Source organism: Microbacterium sp., assembly GCF_047607225.1.
In the GTDB taxonomy this organism is placed as follows: Bacteria; Actinomycetota; Actinomycetes; order Actinomycetales; family Microbacteriaceae; genus Microbacterium.
In genome coordinates this window covers 25,813-42,504 of the sequence record NZ_JASGDO010000018.1, presented here as the reverse complement: position 1 = coordinate 42,504, position 16,692 = coordinate 25,813, and the positions used below count along the sequence as shown (strand labels likewise).

The window sequence follows — 16,692 nt, the reverse complement described above, 5'->3', positions numbered from 1 at the left end:
GGTGCGGGCCACCGGCGCCGTGCCGACGACCGGGATCGGCGCCGTGACCGGCCGCGCCTCGGACACCGGGGCGGGCGCGGAGGAGGGGGGCGCGGAAGCCGTCGCGGCGCTCGCGGTCTCCGCCTGCGGCTGGTAGGCGTCGAGGATCGGCCACCAGGCGCGATCCACCGAGTTCCGGTCCTTCGTGTACTGCTCGTACATCTCGGCGACGAGCCACTCGTTGGCCCCGAATTCGCCGTCGTTCGATGTTCCCACGCCGGTCACCTGGCTGGACACGATTCGCCTGCTTTCATCGGTGAAGTTCAGATCGTGCGGGGCACTGTCGTGGCCCGCGCGCACGACTATCAAGGGTAGCCCAGGAATAGGGCTCGTCGTTCGTTCCTCCCTCCCGGTGAGAGGGGGGAGTGCGCCCGGAGTTCGCGGCTGTCCCGGCCCGGCACAGCGGCGAGTGGGTAGCCTCGGAGTATGCAGTTCTCCGGCGCGCGACCCCAGGTCGATCTGACGTACTCCGACGTCTTCCTCGTTCCCCGGCGCTCGGCCGTCACGAGCCGCTTGGACGTCGACCTCGCCCCCGGCGACGGGACGACGGCGACGCTTCCGCTCGTGGCGTCGAACATGAACTCGGTCACGGGTCCTCGCCTGGCAGCGGCGCTGGCTCGCCGCGGTGGTCTCGCCGTGCTCCCGCAGGACATGGCGCTGCAGCAGATCGATGCCGCGATCCGTTGGGTCAAGGATCAGCCGGTGGTGTGGGACACCCCCCTGGTGCTGCCGCCCGAGGCCACGGTCGCCGAGGCCGCGCTCCTGCTGCCCCCGACGGACGGGCACGGGATCGTCGTCGCTGTCGAGCGTGAGGGCCGCGTGCACCGCGACGACGTGCTCGGGGTCGTCCCGGCCCAGCGCCTGGGCACCGCCCTCCCCGACGCCCGCCTGGGGGATCTGGTCCGCGGACGAGTCGCCTCGATCGACGCCGACGACGTGACCGATGCCCGCCACGCTTTCGACCTCATCGTCGCCGCCGAGGCGGAGACCGTCTGCGTGCTCCACCACGGGTATCTCGTGGGGACGCTCTCGCAGCGCACTGCGCTGCGCTCCACTCTCTATCGCCCGGCTGTCGACGCGAGCGGGCGCCTCATCGTGGCCGCTGCCGTCGGCATCAACGGCGACGTCGCCGAAAAGGCGAAGGCCCTGGTCGCTGCCGGTGTGGACGTGCTCGTCGTCGACACCGCACACGGACACCAGGAGGGGATGCTCCGGGCGCTCCGGGAGGTCGCCGCCCTCGATCTCGGTGTGCCGATCGCAGCGGGCAACATCGTCACGGCCGAGGGCGTTGCCGACCTCGTCGATGCGGGCGCGTCGATCCTCAAGGTGGGAGTGGGCCCGGGGGCGATGTGCACGACTCGGATGATGACGGCTGTGGGGCGGCCGCAGTTCTCCGCCGTGCTGGAGACCGCACAGGCAGCGGCCGAGCGGGGTGCCCACGTGTGGGCCGACGGCGGCGTGCGCTACCCGCGCGATGTCGCCCTCGCGCTGGCCGCCGGTGCCGCCTCGGTCATGATCGGGTCGTGGTTCGCGGGGACGCTGGAGGCGCCGGGGCAGCTGCAGACCGACGAGGCCGGCCGCGTGTACAAGGAGTCGTGGGGCATGGCGTCCACGAAGGCCGTGCATGGGCGCTTCGGGCGGCTCGACCCCTACGAACGCGCGCGCAAGGAGCTGTTCGCGGAGGGGATCTCGTCGTCGCGGATCTACCTCGACCCGTTGCGGCCGTCGGTGGAGGACCTCGTCGACATGATCACCTCGGGGGTGCGTTCGTCGTTCACGTACGCCGGCGCGGCGACGGTGGCGGAGTTCCACGAGCGCGCCCTCGTGGGACTGCAATCGGCGGCCGGATACGAAGAGGGCAAGGCGTTGCCCGTCAGCTGGTAGCCACTGCTCGGCCATCGGCTTGCCCAGGGGTGGTGTGCCGTACAATCGTCTGCACAATGGACGACCCTCCTAGTTGCAGACGCTCGCCCCACCGACCCTTCTTCCGCGCGAGCGGGGGTGACGTGTGATGGACTACGTCATGTTGGGCGTGGGGCTCCTTCTGACCATCGGCACGGGCCTGTTCGTCGCCAGCGAGTTCGCTCTCGTGAACCTCGACCGCGCCGAGCTCGAGAAGCGGCAGGCCGCCGGTGAGTCGCGACTGTCTCTGACGATCAGCGCGCTGAAGATCACCTCGACGCACCTGTCGAGCGCGCAGCTGGGCATCACCCTGACCACGCTCCTCACCGGATACACGATGGAGCCGGCCCTGTCGAACCTGCTCTCCCCGCTGCTCACGGGCTGGGGGATCCCGGAAACGGCGGTGCGCCCCATCGCGACGATCGTCGCGATCTCGGTCGCCACGGTCTTCTCGATGATCCTGGGCGAGCTCGTGCCCAAGAACTTCGCCCTCGCGGTGCCGCGGCAGACCGCGAAACTCGTCATCCCCTTCCAGGTCGCCTTCACGACGGTGTTCCGCCCTGCGATCGTCGTGCTCAACGGCAGCGCCAACGGCGTCCTCCGCGCGATGGGGGTGGAGCCGAAGGAAGAGCTCTCGGGCGCTCGCACAGCGGAGGAGCTCTCGAGCCTCGTCCGTCGCTCCGCCAGCGCCGGAGTGCTCGAAGAAGACACGGCCTCGCTCCTGGACCGGACGCTCACCTTCGCCCGCCTGACCACCGCCGATGTCATGACCCCGCGTCCCAGCGTGCACGCCGTCGCGGCGGGCGACAGCGTGGAAGACGTCATCCAGCTCGCCCGGCGGACGGGTCACAGCCGTTTTCCCGTCTACGACGACTCGATGGACGACATCACCGGGATCGTTCATCTCAAGCAGGCCGTCAGCGTTCCGCGTGACCGACGCGCCGAGGTCCCGGCCGCGGCGATCGCCGAGGAGCCCCTGCGCGTGCCGGAGGCCGTCCACCTCGACGCGCTCATGTCCGAGCTGCGCGGTCGGGGGTACCAGATGGCGATCGTCGTCGACGAGTACGGCGGAACCGCAGGCGTCGTGACGCTGGAGGATCTCGTGGAGGAGATCGTCGGAGAGGTGCTCGACGAGCACGACCGCAATCGTGCCGGCATCGTCCGCGGCGTCGACACCGTCACCTTCCCCGCCGACCTGCGCCCCGACGAGGTGCTCGACCGAACCGGCATCCGCGTTCCCGAAGGTGACGTCTACGACACCGTCGGCGGCTTCATCATGTCGACGCTCGAGCGCATCCCCATCGTCGGCGATGCAGTCGAGATCGAGGACGGAACACTCACGGTGCACCGGATGGACGGACGCCGCGTCGATCGGGTGCGGTTCACGCCACGGGCCCTTCCGCCCGATGCGGAGGCCGTCGTGCGCGCGGAGTCGGACGGGGGGCAGCGATGAACGACTGGGCCGGAATCGCGTGGCTGTTCGTGCTCCTCGCCTTCAACGCCTTCTTCGTCGGCGCCGAGTTCGCCGTGATCTCGGCGCGCCGTTCACAGATCGAGCCTCTCGCCGAGCGGGGATCACGTGCGGCGAAGACGGCGCTGTACGCGATGGAGCACGCCACGCTCATGCTCGCCACGAGCCAGCTGGGCATCACGATCTGCTCGCTGCTCATCCTGAACGTGTCGGAGCCGGCGATCCACCACCTGTTGGAGGTGCCGCTGGGGCTCACGGGCTGGAGTGAGGCGGTCATCGGAGGCATCGCCTTCGCCCTCGCGCTGGTCCTCGTCTCCTACCTGCACGTCGTCTTTGGCGAGATGGTCCCGAAGAACCTCGCCTTCTCCCTTCCCGACCGGGCCGTGCTGCTGCTGGCGACACCCCTCGTCTGGGTGTCCAAGCTCTTCCATCCGATCATCGTCGCGCTCAACTGGACGGCCAACCACGTCGTGCGCCTGTTCCGCGTGGAGCCCAAGGACGAGGCCGCCTCGACCTTCACGCTCGACGAGGTCGCCACGATCGTCAACCAGTCGCGGATCGAGGGCGTGCTCGACGACGCCTCGGGCGCGGTGACGGCGGCGGTCGAGTTCACCGAGAAAAAGGCGATGGACATCGCCGTGCCGCTCTCGGAGCTGGTGACCCTTCCCGAGTCGACGACACCCGACGAGATCGAACGCGCCGTCTCGCGGCACGGCTTCTCGCGCTACGTGATCGTCGACGAGGCGGGGTCGCCCGTGGGCTACGTCCACCTCAAGGACGTGCTGCGGGCGGCGGAGGGTCCGGGACCGGACGCGGCGGCGACGACCAGGATCCCAGCCAAGCGCATCCACCAAATGGTCCCCGTCTCCGAGACGACCGACCTCGAGGACGCCCTCGCCCTCATGCGCCGATCCAGCCGCCACCTCGCCCAGGTCCGCGACCGTCGCGGTGAGACGACGGCCGTGCTGTTCCTGGAGGACATCATCGAGGAGCTCGTCGGAGAAGTGCACGACGCCACCCGTCGACGACGCTGACAGCCGCATTCCGGTCCGGGGGATGGTGACCCGGGCCGGACCGGGCCCGGGCGAGCGCTCAGCGGGCCGGGCGGGCCCGCACGTACTGCACGGGCCAGAGGTCCGCGTCGGGGTCGCCCAGCTCGGTGGCGGCGCGAAGTGCGAAGTGCGGGTCGCGGAGCCACTCGCGGCCGGCCAGGATGACGTCGGCGTCGCCGGCGCGGAGGATCGCCTCCGCCTGCGATCCGTCGACGATCTCGCCCACCGCCCCCACGGGGCCGGCGCCGGCGGCGCGCACGGCGGCAGCGAGCGGCACCTGGTAGCCGGGTCCGGTCACGATCTGCTGATGGGCGACGAGGCCGCCACTGGAGATGTCGAAGAAGTCGGCGCCGCGCTGGGCCGCCCAGCCGGCGACGGTCGCTGTCTGGGTCACATCCCACCCGCCGTCGGCGGCGTCGGTCGCCGAGAACCGGACCAAGACGGCGGCGTCGGGTGCCGCCTGGCGCACGGCCTCGACGACACGGAGCAGCAGTCGCGCGCGGTTCTCCAGGCTTCCGCCGTACTCGTCCGTGCGGGTGTTCGACAGCGGCGAGAGGAACTGGTGCAGGAGGTAGCCGTGAGCCGCGTGGACCTCCAGCACCGTGAACCCGGCCGCGACGGCACGCGCCGCGGCGGCGGCGAAGTCCTCGACGAGGGCGTCGATCTCGGCGACCTCCAGCGCCCGCGGCTGCTCGAACCCGTCGTAGGCGACCTCCGAGGGCGCCACGGTCTGCCAGCCGCCCTCGGAGACGGGGACGGTGCCACGGCGACCCGTGAACGGCGACCAGGTCGACGCCTTGCGTCCGGCGTGGGCCAGCTGGATCCCGGCGACCGCGCCACGGCTGCGGATCGCGGCCGCGATCGGGCGCCACGCGTCGCGTTGCGCATCGTTCCAGATTCCGGTGTCCTCGGGCGAGATGCGCCCTTCGGGAGACACCGCCGTCGCTTCGGTGATGACCACGCCCGCCCCACCCGAGGCGAACTGGGCCAGGTGAACGTGGTGCCAGTCGTTGGGCATGCCGTCGACGGCCGAGTACTGGCACATCGGAGCCACCCACAGGCGGTTGCGCGCCCGGATGCCGCGGATGTCGATGGGGGAGAACAGCTGGCTCATACGGTCGTCGCTCCAGGAGAGGGCGCCGGTAGGGTGGCGCCATGGACAGGGGATGGACGGCATCCGACACGGCGGAGCTCCTGCGGATGCCAACGGCATCCGACGACAAGTATTCCCGGGGAGTGGTGGGCCTGCGCACCGGCTCGGTCGCCTACCCGGGCGCTGCCGTGCTCGGTGTCGAGGCGGCCTGGCGGACCGGAGTCGGGATGGTGCGCTACGTCGGGCCGGAGCGGGCGGCCTCGCTCGTGTTGGCGCGTCGACCCGAGACGGTGACGGTGGAGGGGCGTGTCCAGGCGTGGGTCATCGGCTCGGGGACGGATCCGTCCGTACGTGCCGAGAGCGAGACCGCGGCGCTGCGGGAGCTGCTGTCGGGGGTGGCTCCGGTCGTCGTCGATGCCGGCGCGCTCGACCTCGCGATCGGCGGCACGGCGCCTCGGATCGTCACGCCGCATGCGGGGGAGCATGCGCGGCTTCGCGCTGCCCTGGGTCTCGGCTCGGAAGGGACCGACGCCGAGGGGGTCGCGGAGACCGCTCGGGCGCTGAAGGCGTGCGTCGTGCGAAAGGGATCCGAGACGGTCGTCGCAGGCGCCGACGGCTCGCTGATCGAGCTCCCCGTCGCCACGCCCTGGCTCGCCACGGCGGGAACCGGCGATGTCCTGGCCGGGACGATCGGCGCGGTGGTCGCGGGAGTCGTGGCGCGGTCGGCGGCGGAGCCGTCGTCGCAGGAGATCGCGCGGGCTGCGGCGGCGGGAGCGTGGCTCCACGCACGAGCGGGGACGATCGCCGTGGTCTCTCGCGGGGGCGGGCCGGTCACGGCGCTCGATGTGGCGGAGGCGTTGCCGGCCGCCGTCGCGGGCGTGCTGGCCGAGGGATGACCGCGTTCGGGCCGGTCGCCGTGGCTCCCTAGGATGGGGAGGATGTCGAAGCGTGCCGTGCTGTGGATCGCCTTCGTCGCCGTGCACGCGGGCGTGGCATGGTTGGGGTTCCTCATGCCCAACGAACCCATGGGGGATGTGTACCGCGTCTACGAGCCGTGGTCGGTCCAGGCGCTGCAGGGCGGAGCGATCGTGGGGATCGACACCCGGTGGGTGTATCCGCAGGTCGCACTCGTGCCGATGGTGCTGGCGCACGCCTTCGTCCCGTTCGTCGGGTCCTACACGGTCGCGTGGGCCGTGCTCGTCACCCTCGTCGACGCGCTCGCGTTCGCGATGGTCGTCGGGCGGGGGCGGTCGACCGGTCGCGTCGTGGCGGCCTGGTTCTGGCTCACCTCGATCGCCGCGCTCGGGCCGGTGGGGCTCTACCGCCTCGACGGCCTGACCGTTCCCCTCGTCATCACCGGTTCGCTGTGGCTCGTCGGCAGGCCGTGGCTCGGGTCGATCGTCCTGTCCGTCGCGACCTGGATCAAGGTGTGGCCGGCGGCGGTCATGGCAGCGGCTTTGGTCGCCCTGCGGCGTCGCTCCGCGGTGGTCGGCGGCGCCGTGGTCATCTCGGCCTTGACGCTCGCGGTGGTCTGGGCGGCGGGCGGCGGGGCGAACGCCTTCGGCTTCGTCGGCGACCAGACGACACGGGGCCTGCAGGTGGAGGCTCCCGTCGCGGCGCCGTACCTCTGGGGTGCGCTCCTGGGCCTCGACGGCTTCTCGGTGTATTACTCCTACGACCTGCTCACGTTCCAGGTGACCGGAACGGAGATCGACCCGGTGATCGCGGCCATGACTCCATTGCTCGTCCTCGCGATGGCTGGCGTCGTCGCGATCGGCGCCGTCAAGGCCTGGCGGGGCGCGACCTTCCACGCCCTGTTCCCGGTCCTCTCGCTCGCGCTCGTGACCGGCTTCATCGTGTTCAACAAGGTCGGTTCGCCGCAGTACCTCGCCTGGCTCGTCGCTCCACTCGTGGTCGGGCTGCTGCTCGACCGCGAACGATGGCTCACCCCGGCCGTCCTCTCGCTCGTGACCGCCTTCCTGACGCAGCTCGTCTATCCCGTGCTCTACAACGGCATCCTCGTTCCTGAGCCGCTGGCCGTCAGCATCCTCACGGCACGCAACGGCATGCTGGTCATCCTGTTCGTCTGGATGGTCGTCCGCCTCCTGCGGGTGCGACCACCCGTTCACACCCGCGTGCGCGCCGAGCCACGCGGCTCCGCCGAACTGTCCTGACCGCTCCGAGAGGACCCCCCATGCTCATCGCCTTCTCCGTCGCCCCTTCCGGTACCGGCCGCGCCGACGGCTCCGTGCACGATGCCGTCGCTGCGGCCGTCCGCGTCGTCCGCGACTCGGGGCTGCCTCACCGCACGACCAGCATGTTCACGGAGATCGAGGGCACGTGGGACGAGGTGATGGATGTCGTGAAGCGTGCGACCGATGCCGTGATGCCGTTCGGCTCCCGCGTGTCGCTCGTGCTCAAGGCCGACATCCGGCCGGGCTACGAGGGGGAGATCGACGGAAAGATCGAGCGCCTGGAGCGTGCGATCGACGAGGCGGGCTGAGCTCTCACACCTCGAGCAGCCGCCGGAGGTGGTGGCCGACGGCCTCGGTCTCGATGAGGAACCCGTCGTGGCCGAAGTCGCTGGACAGGACGACGGTGTCGTCGTCGATGGTCGAGCGGATCCCACGGCTGATGCGTCGTTGACCGTCGACCGGGAAGAGGCGGTCGCTGTCGATCCCGAGCACGAGCGTGCGCGCGGCGACCTGCGCGAGGGCGTCTTCGATCCCTCCGCGTCCCCGACCGACGTCGTGCGAGTTCATCGCCTCCACCAGGGTGAGGTACGCGTTCGCGTCGAAGCGCCGCGTGAACTTGTTCCCGTGGAAATCGAGGTAGCTCTCCACGGCGTATCGTCCGCCCTCCCGTAGCGGGTCCTTGTCCGACTGCCAGCTGCGGCCGAAGCGCTGGTTCAGCTCCGTAGGGCTCCGGTAGTTCAGGAGCGCCATTCGCCGGGCCAGGGCGAGCCCGCGGTGCGGACCCTCACCGTCCGCCGCGTCGTAGTAATCACCGCCGGCGAAGCGCGGATCCATCCGGATCGCCTCCAGCTGCACCGAGTTGAGGGCGACCTGGTCGGCCGTCGTCGTGGGAGGAGAGCACAGCACTGCGAGTCGCGCGACTCGGTCGGCGTGACCGATCGCCCACTCCAGAGCGTGCATCCCGCCCATCGACCCGCCGACCACGGCGGCCCACACCTGGATGCCGAGCGCGTCGGCGAGGCGCGCTTGTGCGTCGACCTGGTCGCGCACCGTCAGATGGGGGAAGCGGGGCCCCCATTCGTATCCGTCCGGTGCGATGCTCGCGGGGCCCGTCGAGCCCTGGCACCCCCCGAGGATGTTGGCGGCGACCACGAACCACTCGTCGGTGTCGATCGCAGCACCGGGGCCGACCACGTCGTCCCACCACCCCGCCGTGGCGTGACCCGGCCCGGCCGGTCCCCGCACGTGGCTGTCGCCGGTGAGGGCGTGGAGGATGAGCACGGCGTTGTCACGACGTTCCGACAGCGTGCCCCACGTCTCGTACGCGAGACGGATGCTGGGAAGCTCCCTGCCGCCCTCGGTGCGGAAGCTGCCGAGAGCGGCGAACCGGCGGTCGCCGGCAGGGTCGCCGTCGCGCCAGGCCCCCGTTGCGGGCGGCCGAGCCCGTAGCAGGCGCGCATCGGCCTCCGTGATCGGCGCGCTCGGCACCGTGTCTTCGGAGGTCTGCCAGTCCATGCCCCCATTCTCGCCCGTCGGGGCGGGGGGATCCGTCGTGTTACGTGCCGAAAGCAGGCTCGATCGGTCTCTACCGGGCCCCGGTGACCGGCACCACCCGGCCAGCCTGCTTTTGGCCCGCCAGACGGACCAACGGCAGGTGCCCCGTCCCGGAGGACGGGGCACCTGCCGTGTTCTGAGGAGGAACGATCAGACGCGGGACGGCCGATCAGGCACGTGCCGCGTCGGACACCCGCCGCGCCGCCGCGAGGGCCTGCTCCAGGTCGGCCTTCAGGTCGTCGACGTTCTCGAGGCCGACCGAGAGTCGAACGAGACCCGGCGTCACACCCGTCGTCAGCTGCTGCTCGGGCGTGAGCTGCGAGTGGGTCGTCGAGGCGGGGTGGATCACGAGCGAGCGCACGTCGCCGATGTTGGCGAGGTGGCTGAACAGCGACAGCGAGTTGACGAACTCGCGGCCGGCCTCCACTCCGCCCTTCAGCTCGAACGAGAGGACCGCACCGACGCCCTTGGGTGCGTAGGTGTTCGCCGCCGCGTACCACGGCGAGGTCGGAAGGCCCGAGTAGTTGACCGACGCGATGTCGTCGTGGTTCTCGAGCCACTCCGCGATCTCCTGCGCGTTCTGCACGTGGCGCTCGATGCGCAGCGACAGCGTCTCGATCCCCTGGATCAGCAGCCACGCGCTCTGCGGGGAGATCGCCGCGCCGAGGTCGCGCAGCAGCTGCACGCGCGCCTTGATGACGTAGGCGAGCGCGTCGCCGACGGCCGTCGTGTACGAGGCGCCGTGGTAGGAGGGGTCGGGCTCGGTGAGGCCGGGGAACTTCGCGACGTTCTTCGACCACTCGAACTTTCCGCCGTCGACGATCACGCCGCCGATGACCGTGCCGTGACCGCCGAGGAACTTCGTGGCCGAGTGGATGACGATGTCGGCGCCGTGCTCGAAAGGACGGATGAGATACGGGGTCGCGATCGTGTTGTCGACGATGAGCGGGACGCCGGACTCGTGCGCCACGTCGGCGACGGTGCGGATGTCGAGGATGTTGATCTTGGGGTTGCCGATGGTCTCCGCGAAGAACAGCTTCGTGTTGGGGCGGACTGCGCGGCGCCACTCCTCGGCGTCGTCCTGGTTCTCCACGAAGGTGACCTCGATGCCGAGCTTGGCGAGCGTGTACTTGAAGAGGTTGTAGGTGCCGCCGTAGATCGAGCTCGACGAGACGATGTGGTCGCCCGCCTGGGCGATGTTGAGCACCGCGAAGGTCTCCGCGGCCTGGCCCGAGGCCACGAGGAGGGCGCCGGTGCCGCCTTCGAGGGCCGCGATCCGCTGCTCCACGACGTCTTGCGTCGGGTTCTGGATGCGCGTGTAGATGTTGCCGAACTCGGCCAGCGCGAAGAGGTTCGCGGCGTGGTCGGCGTTGTCGAAGACGTACGACGTGGTCTGGTAGATCGGTGTGGCCCGGGCCTTGGTGACCGGATCGGGCGCGGCGCCGGTGTGGATCTGCTTGGTCTCGAAGCGCCAGTTCTCGGCTGCGGACATGTCGGTCTCCTGCGGATTCGGGTGGGAAGACGAAGGACGGGGGCGTTCTTCGACTCCACCGAGAGTAGGGATGACCGCCTCTGTCAACAATGGCCGGGAAATGTGACGTAACGTTCCCGGGCCGGGCGGAGCAGGCGTCGTGTCGTAGCGTGGAGGCATGACACGACGCGCAGTGGTCACCGGGGCGAGTTCGGGAATCGGTCAGGCGGTGGTCCACTCCTTGCGGAGCTCCGGATGGGACGTCGTCGGGGTCGCGCGCCGCGCGGACCGACTCGCCGACCTCGACGCCGCCGTGGGATCGCGCTCCTTCGCGGCGGACCTCACCGCCCAGGCGGACGTGGACGCGCTCGCCGACCACGTCGCCGCCACCGGTCCTCTGCACGCGCTCGTGCACGTCGCGGGCGGCGCCCGCGGAACCGACCGCGTCGAGGACGGCGACCCGGCCGACTGGCGGTGGATGTTCGAGGCGAACGTGCTGTCTGCCCAGACGGTGACCGCCGCCCTCCTGCCGCAGCTTCGCGCCGCGATCGCGGACGGCGGCCACGCCGACACCCTCTACGTCACCTCCACCGCTGCTCAGACGGCGTATCCCGGCGGAGCCGGTTACAACGCCGCGAAGGCGGGGGAGTCGATGCTCGTCCGGGCGTTGCGGCTGGAGCTCAACGGAGAGCCGATCCGGGTCACCGAGATCGCGCCGGGCATGGTCTTCACGGAGGAGTTCACGCTCAATCGACTCGGGGGCGATCAGGCAGCCGCCGAGCGCGTCTATGAAGGGGTCGCCGACCCGCTGACCGCGGTCGATGTCGCCGACGTCATCGCCTATGCCCTGAACGCGCCGGGTCACGTGAACCTCGACCTCGTGACCATGCGTCCGGTCGCGCAGTCGGCGCAGCACCTGCTCGCCCGGGGCGTTCTGCGTCCCCGCCGCTGACCGTCCGCTCGAGGGGTCGCGCGGTCAGCCGACGGCTTCCGGCGCGTCGGCGAAGGCGACCTTCGGCACGAACAGGAGGAGCAGCGCGGCGAGGAACCCCCCTGCCGCGCAGACCGCCCAGACCGTGAGGTAACCGCCGAGGGAAGCGGCCGTCTCGCTCGCGACGGCTCCGGCCCCTCCCGCCAGCACGACGCCGAAGACGGCCGAGGAGAACGCGCCGCCGACGGTCTTGGTCGTGTTGGTGAGGGCCGAGGCCACGCCCGTCTGCCCGAGGGGAGCGGCCGCGGCAGCCGCGGCCGGCATCGCGCCCACCAGCGCGCCGCATCCGAGGCCTGCGATCGATAGGTTCAGCAACACTTGCCAGAGCTCGAGGTGGAAGGGGAGGAACAGCGCATATCCGAGGCCCACCAGCACGGCGGCGACGATGAGGACGACGCGGGGGCTCGCGCGCCGCGAGGTCACCGCGAACAGCACGGCGCCGACGATGAGGGATACGAGGTAGACCCCGATGACGTTCGAGCGTTCGGTCGCATCCAGGCCCAGTCCGTAGCCGAGCGACGGGTCGGTGCCGACGTACGTCGACAGCGGCCCTTGCGCGCCCAGGAGGCTGATCCCGATGAGGAACGCCGTCGCCTGCACGGGCCACATCTCCGGCCGCGCCAAGACCCGGAGGTCGATCGCGGGGTCGTCCTGGCGCCGCTCGAAGAGGACGAAGCCGATGAGCACGGCGATGCCGAGGAGGAGGAGCGCCCAGACGCCGGTCCAGGCGAGGGGGCCCAGGTGCAGGGTGCCGATCAGCCGCATCCACGCCAGGGCGCTCGTGACCAGAAGCAGTCCCCACGCGAGGATCACGAAGCCCCACGTGTCCAGCGACCGACCGGGCTGGGGTGTGGACTCCGGAACCCAGAGCCAGATCACGAAGACGATCAGGGTCACCGCCACCGCCGGCACGATGAGGGTCAGGGTGAGGTCGCCGCCGGTGGCGGCGTAGATCCGTCCCGCCGCGAGCGCGCCGATGATCGCCCCGGCCTGAAGACCCACCACGAGCAGACCCGCCGCCCGCCGGGTGAGGGAAACTCCGCGGTTCTGCGTCCGTCCGCGTTCGAAGATCAGCGCGATCTCCAGCGGCAGCCAGACGACGTAGAACCCCTGGAGAGCCCAGGCGATGAGGAAGGACCAGAACGATCCCGCGAAGGCCACCCACCAGGTGGCGCCCGCCGTGAGGATCGCCGCGATCAGCAGGATCCTCTTGTGGCCGTACATGTCGCCGAGCTTGGCGAGCACGGGGACGACGAGCGCGGAGAGGAGGAGCTGCGCCGCTTCGAACCAGTTGACGTCGGCGTCGTGGATGCCGAGCGCGACGACGATGTCGCTGAACAGGGGGACGTAGTACCCCTGCAGGATGCCCGAGACGATCTCCACGAGGATGAACCAGCCGATGAGGCCGGCCGTGATCCCCATCGTGGACGTTCGGAGCGTGGACAGACGCGAGGACGGCGCGGCGCCGCCGAGGTCACGAGGGGTGGGCACGGCGTCAGTCTAGAACCGTCGTCGCGTGCCGTCCTCGTTCGACGCCCCGGGAATCGGCACCCCTTGTCCGGCCGTAGGCTGGCACGGAAGCGAGGAGGACGACAGTGACGCAGGAGCGCGAGACGCTGACGTGGGAAGGGTTCGGTGCCGCGACGCGTGCGTTGTCGCGGCGCATCGTTGCCGACGGTTTCATGCCGGATGTGGTCGTCGCGATCGCTCGCGGTGGACTCCTGCCGGCGGGGGCGGTGGCCTACGGTCTCGGGGTCAAGAGCTGCGGTGCTCTGAACGTGGAGTTCTACACCGGGATCGGCACGGTGCGGGATGCGCCGGAGGTCTTGCCGCCGGACCTCGACCTCGGCTATCTGCCCGGAAAGCGCGTCCTCCTCGTCGATGACGTGGCTGACAGCGGGCGGACCCTCGCGCTGGCAGTGAAGCTCCTGGCCGACGTCGGAGCCGACGTGCGATCGGTGTGCATCTACACCAAGCCCGGCGCGGTGGCCCTCCCTGACTACTCCTGGCGCGAGACGGCGGAATGGATCGACTTCCCCTGGTCGGCGCAGGGCACCGTGGTCGAGGAGGACGCCGGCCGCGAGCGGAGCGCGTGATGGCCCGGACCCTCGACCAGCTCGCCGCAGACGGCCTGATCGACCGGGACTGGGCGGATGCCCTGGCTCCCGTCGCTCCCGACATCGCCGCGCTCGGGGAGAGGCTGCGCGCAGAGACGGCGGCAGGACGCGGCTATCTCCCGGCGGGCGACCGCGTGCTCCGCGCCTTCGGCCGCCCGTTGCGCGACGTCAAGGTGCTGATCGTCGGGCAGGACCCGTACCCGACACCGGGCCATCCGATCGGCCTGTCGTTCGCCGTCGACGCGCACGTCCGGCCACTGCCGCGCAGCCTCGCCAACATCTATCAGGAGCTGGAGACCGATCTCGGGATCCCGCGTGCCGCACACGGCGACCTCTCGGCGTGGAGCGACCAGGGTGTCATGCTCCTCAACAGAGTGCTCACCGTGACTCCCGGGGCTCCGGCTTCGCACCGCGGCTGGGGGTGGGAGAAGGTGACCGAGCACGCCATCCGCGTTCTCGTGGGAAGAGGCGTGCCCCTCGTCGCGATCCTGTGGGGACGCGACGCCGCGGGACTGCGTCCTCTCCTCGGTGAGACGCCTGTGATCGCGTCGGCCCATCCCTCACCGCTGTCGGCGCATCGGGGTTTCTTCGGCTCCCGACCGTTCTCGCGTGCCAACACGCTGCTCGAGCAGCGGGGGGTCGCTCCCGTGGACTGGGCGATCCCGGCGCGCGATACATGATCGTCATCCGCCGCCCTTAGGCTGTGGGCATGCTGGAGGAGGAGTACGAGACCGGTCGCCGCCGGCTGCCGCGACATCTGCGTCGTGCCACCGAGCCGGAGCGACCCTTCTCGTTCGAGATCCGCCCGGCGCAGCGTACCGACATGGCCGATGTGCGCGAGATCTACAACTACTACGTGACCAACTCGGTCGTCACCTTCGACGAGAAGCGGTGGACGCATACCCAGTGGGTCGACAAGTTCGATTATCTGCACAAGCTCGGCCTTCCTTTCCTCGTCGCCGTCTCGCCCGGGGGTCAGATCCTCGGCTATGCGCTCGTGTCTCCGTGGACGGGGAAGTCGGGGTACCGCTACACCGTGGAGAACTCCGTCTACCTCGGCCAGGCGGCCACGGGCAAGGGGCTCGGTCGCGCGTTGCTGGAGGCGCTCATCGCGGCGTGCGAGGAGTTGGGGATCCGCGAGATGGTCGCCGTCATCAGCGATAAGGGGGCCGAGGCGTCCGTGGCCCTGCACGAGAAACTCGGGTTCGTCGAGGTCGGCCGGATGGGACGGGTGGGGCACAAGTTCGGGCGCTGGCTGGGCACGATCTACCTGCAGAAGCACCTCACCCCGAAGAAGAAGCGCTCACTCTTCCGTCGCTGAGGGCGCTGGCCGTGTCGCATCGGCGGCGCGGACGGCGTCGACGAGCGTGCGCCACGGGCCGTCGAGCTCGGACTCGCCCAACTCCACGTGTCGGGTGTCGCCGTCCTGCACCGCGGTCAGCGACCAGCAGAAGCGATCGGCGCCGACGGGGACCGAGGTGACGGCGGAGTCTGCCTCCGGCCACGGGCAGGCAGCCACCAGCGACGCCCATCGATCGTCCTCGTCGCGCGCGGCATCCACGGTCCAGCGACGCACGAGGCCCGCGATGCCGCCCGTGCGCTCGACGGCGATCGACACGTGCGGCGGGACCGACGGCGACTCAGGCGATGGCTGCATCCTCGATCACACCGACTCCGGTCCAGGCCGTCCGAACGGCGGTGTGCTCCTCCGATTCCTCACCGTACTCTCGCGCGGCCGTGGCGATCGTCGCATCTGCGAATGCCGCGAAGTCGCTCGCCGGTGTCAACGAGTCCGACGTGAGGGTGAGGTACCAGATGCGTCCCGCTCGTTCCCATGCGTAACCGCCGAGCGCGGTCGCCACCGCGTGGAACGCCTTGTTCGGAATCCCTGAGTTGATGTGCACGCCGCCGTTGTCGGCGGTGGTCTCGACATAGTCGCGCATGTGCGCCGGCTGCGGATCGCGGCCGAGCACGTCGTCGTCGTAGGCGGTTCCGGGGGCGCTCAGGGAGCGCAGCGCGACACCTTGGACCGCGTCGGTGAAGATCTCGGCGCCGATCAGCCAGCTCGCCTCGTCGGCCCGCTGTCCGGCCGTGCGTTGGTCGACGAGGACGCCGAACACGTCTGCGATCGACTCGTTGAGCGCGCCCGACTGCCCCGAGTAGGTCAGGCCGCCAGCGCTCTCGATCACGCCGTGGGTGAGCTCGTGCGCGATGACGCTGAGCGACCGGGTGAAGCCCGTGAACACCTCGCCGTCTCCGTCGCCGAACACCATCCGCTCGCCGTTCCAGAACGCGTTGTCGTAGTGATCGCCGTAGTGCACGGTGGCGGGGAGCGCGCCACCGTGGCCGTCGATCGCGTTCCGTCCATACTCCTCGGCGAAGAGGGCGAAAGTGGCGCCCAAGCCGTCGAACGCCTCGTCGGCGGCCGCGTCTCCGGTGGCGGGGTCATCCTCCCGGCGCACGGTCACCCCCGGGAGCTCCTCCCGCCCTTGGGCGTCGGAGATCACGCGGTCGGGTGCCGGGGAGGCGTGCACTACGAGCCCACCCGCGCCGTCGACCGACAAATCGAGCGTCGCGCGCGAGGGTGGGGACGGGCGGTACGCGCGAGGAGTGGCCAGAGTGGCGCGCGCGGCCGCGGAGGCGACGCTGACGTGCGCGGCGCGGGACGCGGCGAGCCGAGCGAGAAGGTAGGCCGGAACGATCGCGTGGGCCGGGCTGTGCAGCGCCTCGGTGTCATCGAGCAGGACGTCCATGACGGTCAGGGTAACGCGCGCCTCCGACGTCCTCCGCCGACTCTCCCCACCGCC

17 protein-coding genes are annotated in these 16,692 nt (G+C 70.5%); 10 read left to right on the top strand and 7 right to left on the bottom strand.

The window, feature by feature from the left end; translation table 11 throughout:
* Window positions 1-276, bottom strand: a 276-nt coding sequence (locus QM591_RS03375) for a 2-oxoglutarate dehydrogenase E1 subunit family protein (protein WP_415129610.1), incomplete at its 3' end; no start/stop codon positions are given.
* Between the two features lie 189 nt (window positions 277-465).
* Here QM591_RS03375 and QM591_RS03370 point away from each other — a divergent pair.
* The 3 genes from QM591_RS03370 to QM591_RS03360 all read left to right on the top strand — a co-directional run bounded on the left by QM591_RS03370 (window position 466) and on the right by QM591_RS03360 (window position 4,446).
* Window positions 466-1,923 (top strand): GuaB1 family IMP dehydrogenase-related protein, encoded by a 1,458-nt coding sequence (locus QM591_RS03370; protein ID WP_415129608.1) that lies wholly within the window; start codon window positions 466-468, stop codon window positions 1,921-1,923.
* Window positions 1,924-2,050: 127 nt separating this feature from the next.
* Complete coding sequence (locus QM591_RS03365) at window positions 2,051-3,394, top strand: hemolysin family protein (RefSeq protein ID WP_415129606.1); 1,344 nt, start codon at window positions 2,051-2,053, stop codon at window positions 3,392-3,394.
* Window positions 3,391-4,446: a hemolysin family protein gene (locus QM591_RS03360; protein WP_415129604.1), complete on the top strand. Its 1,056-nt coding sequence runs from the start codon at window positions 3,391-3,393 to the stop codon at window positions 4,444-4,446. Before QM591_RS03365 ends, QM591_RS03360 begins: the two co-directional genes overlap by 4 nt.
* Window positions 4,447-4,504: 58 nt before the next feature.
* On the opposite strand, the gene QM591_RS03355 is transcribed toward QM591_RS03360, so the two are convergent.
* Window positions 4,505-5,578, bottom strand: a complete 1,074-nt coding sequence (locus QM591_RS03355) for an NADH:flavin oxidoreductase/NADH oxidase (RefSeq protein WP_415129602.1) — start codon at window positions 5,576-5,578, stop codon at window positions 4,505-4,507.
* Between the two features lie 41 nt (window positions 5,579-5,619).
* Here QM591_RS03355 and QM591_RS03350 point away from each other — a divergent pair, with 41 nt between their 5' ends.
* The 3 genes from QM591_RS03350 to QM591_RS03340 are packed head-to-tail and all read left to right on the top strand — an operon-like array spanning window position 5,620 to window position 8,060.
* Window positions 5,620-6,453 (top strand): ADP-dependent NAD(P)H-hydrate dehydratase, encoded by an 834-nt coding sequence (locus QM591_RS03350; RefSeq protein WP_415129600.1) that lies wholly within the window; start codon window positions 5,620-5,622, stop codon window positions 6,451-6,453.
* Between the two features lie 42 nt (window positions 6,454-6,495).
* Entirely contained in the window at window positions 6,496-7,731 is a 1,236-nt protein-coding gene (locus QM591_RS03345) for a hypothetical protein (protein ID WP_415129598.1), read from the top strand.
* Window positions 7,732-7,751: 20 nt separating this feature from the next.
* The gene (locus QM591_RS03340; RefSeq protein ID WP_415129596.1) at window positions 7,752-8,060 is read left to right on the top strand and encodes a thiamine-binding protein; all 309 of its coding nucleotides are present in this window, start codon (window positions 7,752-7,754) and stop codon (window positions 8,058-8,060) included.
* A 4-nt stretch (window positions 8,061-8,064) separates the two neighbouring features.
* On the opposite strand, the gene metX is transcribed toward QM591_RS03340, so the two are convergent.
* Window positions 8,065-9,267, bottom strand: coding sequence for a homoserine O-acetyltransferase MetX (gene metX, locus QM591_RS03335; RefSeq protein ID WP_415129594.1), 1,203 nt, complete (start codon window positions 9,265-9,267; stop codon window positions 8,065-8,067).
* 208 nt (window positions 9,268-9,475) lie between these two features.
* Window positions 9,476-10,798, bottom strand: a complete 1,323-nt coding sequence (locus QM591_RS03330; RefSeq protein WP_415129592.1) for a bifunctional o-acetylhomoserine/o-acetylserine sulfhydrylase — start codon at window positions 10,796-10,798, stop codon at window positions 9,476-9,478.
* 157 nt (window positions 10,799-10,955) lie between these two features.
* Between QM591_RS03330 and QM591_RS03325 the strand changes: the two genes are divergently transcribed.
* Window positions 10,956-11,729, top strand: a complete 774-nt coding sequence (locus tag QM591_RS03325; protein WP_415129590.1) for an SDR family oxidoreductase — start codon at window positions 10,956-10,958, stop codon at window positions 11,727-11,729.
* A 24-nt stretch (window positions 11,730-11,753) separates the two neighbouring features.
* Here the strand turns inward: QM591_RS03325 and QM591_RS03320 are convergent, their stop codons facing one another.
* Window positions 11,754-13,190 carry an MFS transporter gene (locus tag QM591_RS03320; protein ID WP_415129615.1) on the bottom strand — a complete coding sequence of 479 codons (1,437 nt, stop codon included), beginning with the start codon at window positions 13,188-13,190 and terminating at the stop codon, window positions 11,754-11,756.
* Between the two features lie 173 nt (window positions 13,191-13,363).
* Here QM591_RS03320 and QM591_RS03315 point away from each other — a divergent pair, with 173 nt between their 5' ends.
* The 3 genes from QM591_RS03315 to QM591_RS03305 are packed head-to-tail and all read left to right on the top strand — an operon-like array spanning window position 13,364 to window position 15,206.
* Entirely contained in the window at window positions 13,364-13,864 is a 501-nt protein-coding gene (locus QM591_RS03315) for a phosphoribosyltransferase (RefSeq protein WP_415129588.1), read from the top strand.
* Window positions 13,864-14,565 carry a uracil-DNA glycosylase gene (locus QM591_RS03310; RefSeq protein ID WP_415129586.1) on the top strand — a complete coding sequence of 234 codons (702 nt, stop codon included), beginning with the start codon at window positions 13,864-13,866 and terminating at the stop codon, window positions 14,563-14,565. Before QM591_RS03315 ends, QM591_RS03310 begins: the two co-directional genes overlap by 1 nt.
* 29 nt (window positions 14,566-14,594) lie before the next feature.
* Window positions 14,595-15,206, top strand: coding sequence for a GNAT family N-acetyltransferase (locus tag QM591_RS03305; RefSeq protein WP_415129584.1), 612 nt, complete (start codon window positions 14,595-14,597; stop codon window positions 15,204-15,206).
* Here QM591_RS03305 and QM591_RS03300 read toward each other — a convergent pair.
* On the bottom strand, window positions 15,189-15,542 hold the full coding sequence (locus tag QM591_RS03300) for a protealysin inhibitor emfourin (protein ID WP_415129582.1): 354 nt from the start codon (window positions 15,540-15,542) through the stop codon (window positions 15,189-15,191). The two genes, QM591_RS03305 and QM591_RS03300, sit on opposite strands and share 18 nt — an antisense overlap.
* A complete protein-coding gene (locus QM591_RS03295) occupies window positions 15,526-16,638 on the bottom strand; it encodes a M4 family metallopeptidase (protein WP_415129580.1) in 1,113 nt (370 codons plus the stop codon). Before QM591_RS03295 ends, QM591_RS03300 begins: the two co-directional genes overlap by 17 nt.
* Between the last annotated feature and the right edge of the window lie 54 nt (window positions 16,639-16,692).

Bases quoted from the DNA above. Each gene is read 5' to 3' on its own strand.
- QM591_RS03370 (WP_415129608.1), top strand. From the start codon at position 466: ATGCAGTTCTCCGGCGCGCGACCCCAGGTCGATCTGACGTACTCCGAC.
- QM591_RS03365 (WP_415129606.1), top strand. From the start codon at position 2,051: ATGGACTACGTCATGTTGGGCGTGGGGCTCCTTCTGACCATCGGCACG.
- QM591_RS03360 (WP_415129604.1), top strand. From the start codon at position 3,391: ATGAACGACTGGGCCGGAATCGCGTGGCTGTTCGTGCTCCTCGCCTTC.
- QM591_RS03355 (WP_415129602.1), bottom strand. From the start codon at position 5,578: ATGAGCCAGCTGTTCTCCCCCATCGACATCCGCGGCATCCGGGCGCGC.
- QM591_RS03350 (WP_415129600.1), top strand. From the start codon at position 5,620: ATGGACAGGGGATGGACGGCATCCGACACGGCGGAGCTCCTGCGGATG.
- QM591_RS03345 (WP_415129598.1), top strand. From the start codon at position 6,496: ATGTCGAAGCGTGCCGTGCTGTGGATCGCCTTCGTCGCCGTGCACGCG.
- QM591_RS03340 (WP_415129596.1), top strand. From the start codon at position 7,752: ATGCTCATCGCCTTCTCCGTCGCCCCTTCCGGTACCGGCCGCGCCGAC.
- metX (WP_415129594.1), bottom strand. From the start codon at position 9,267: ATGGACTGGCAGACCTCCGAAGACACGGTGCCGAGCGCGCCGATCACG.
- QM591_RS03330 (WP_415129592.1), bottom strand. From the start codon at position 10,798: ATGTCCGCAGCCGAGAACTGGCGCTTCGAGACCAAGCAGATCCACACC.
- QM591_RS03325 (WP_415129590.1), top strand. From the start codon at position 10,956: ATGACACGACGCGCAGTGGTCACCGGGGCGAGTTCGGGAATCGGTCAG.
- QM591_RS03320 (WP_415129615.1), bottom strand. From the start codon at position 13,190: ATGGGGATCACGGCCGGCCTCATCGGCTGGTTCATCCTCGTGGAGATC.
- QM591_RS03310 (WP_415129586.1), top strand. From the start codon at position 13,864: ATGGCCCGGACCCTCGACCAGCTCGCCGCAGACGGCCTGATCGACCGG.
- QM591_RS03305 (WP_415129584.1), top strand. From the start codon at position 14,595: ATGCTGGAGGAGGAGTACGAGACCGGTCGCCGCCGGCTGCCGCGACAT.
- QM591_RS03300 (WP_415129582.1), bottom strand. From the start codon at position 15,542: ATGCAGCCATCGCCTGAGTCGCCGTCGGTCCCGCCGCACGTGTCGATC.
- QM591_RS03295 (WP_415129580.1), bottom strand. From the start codon at position 16,638: ATGGACGTCCTGCTCGATGACACCGAGGCGCTGCACAGCCCGGCCCAC.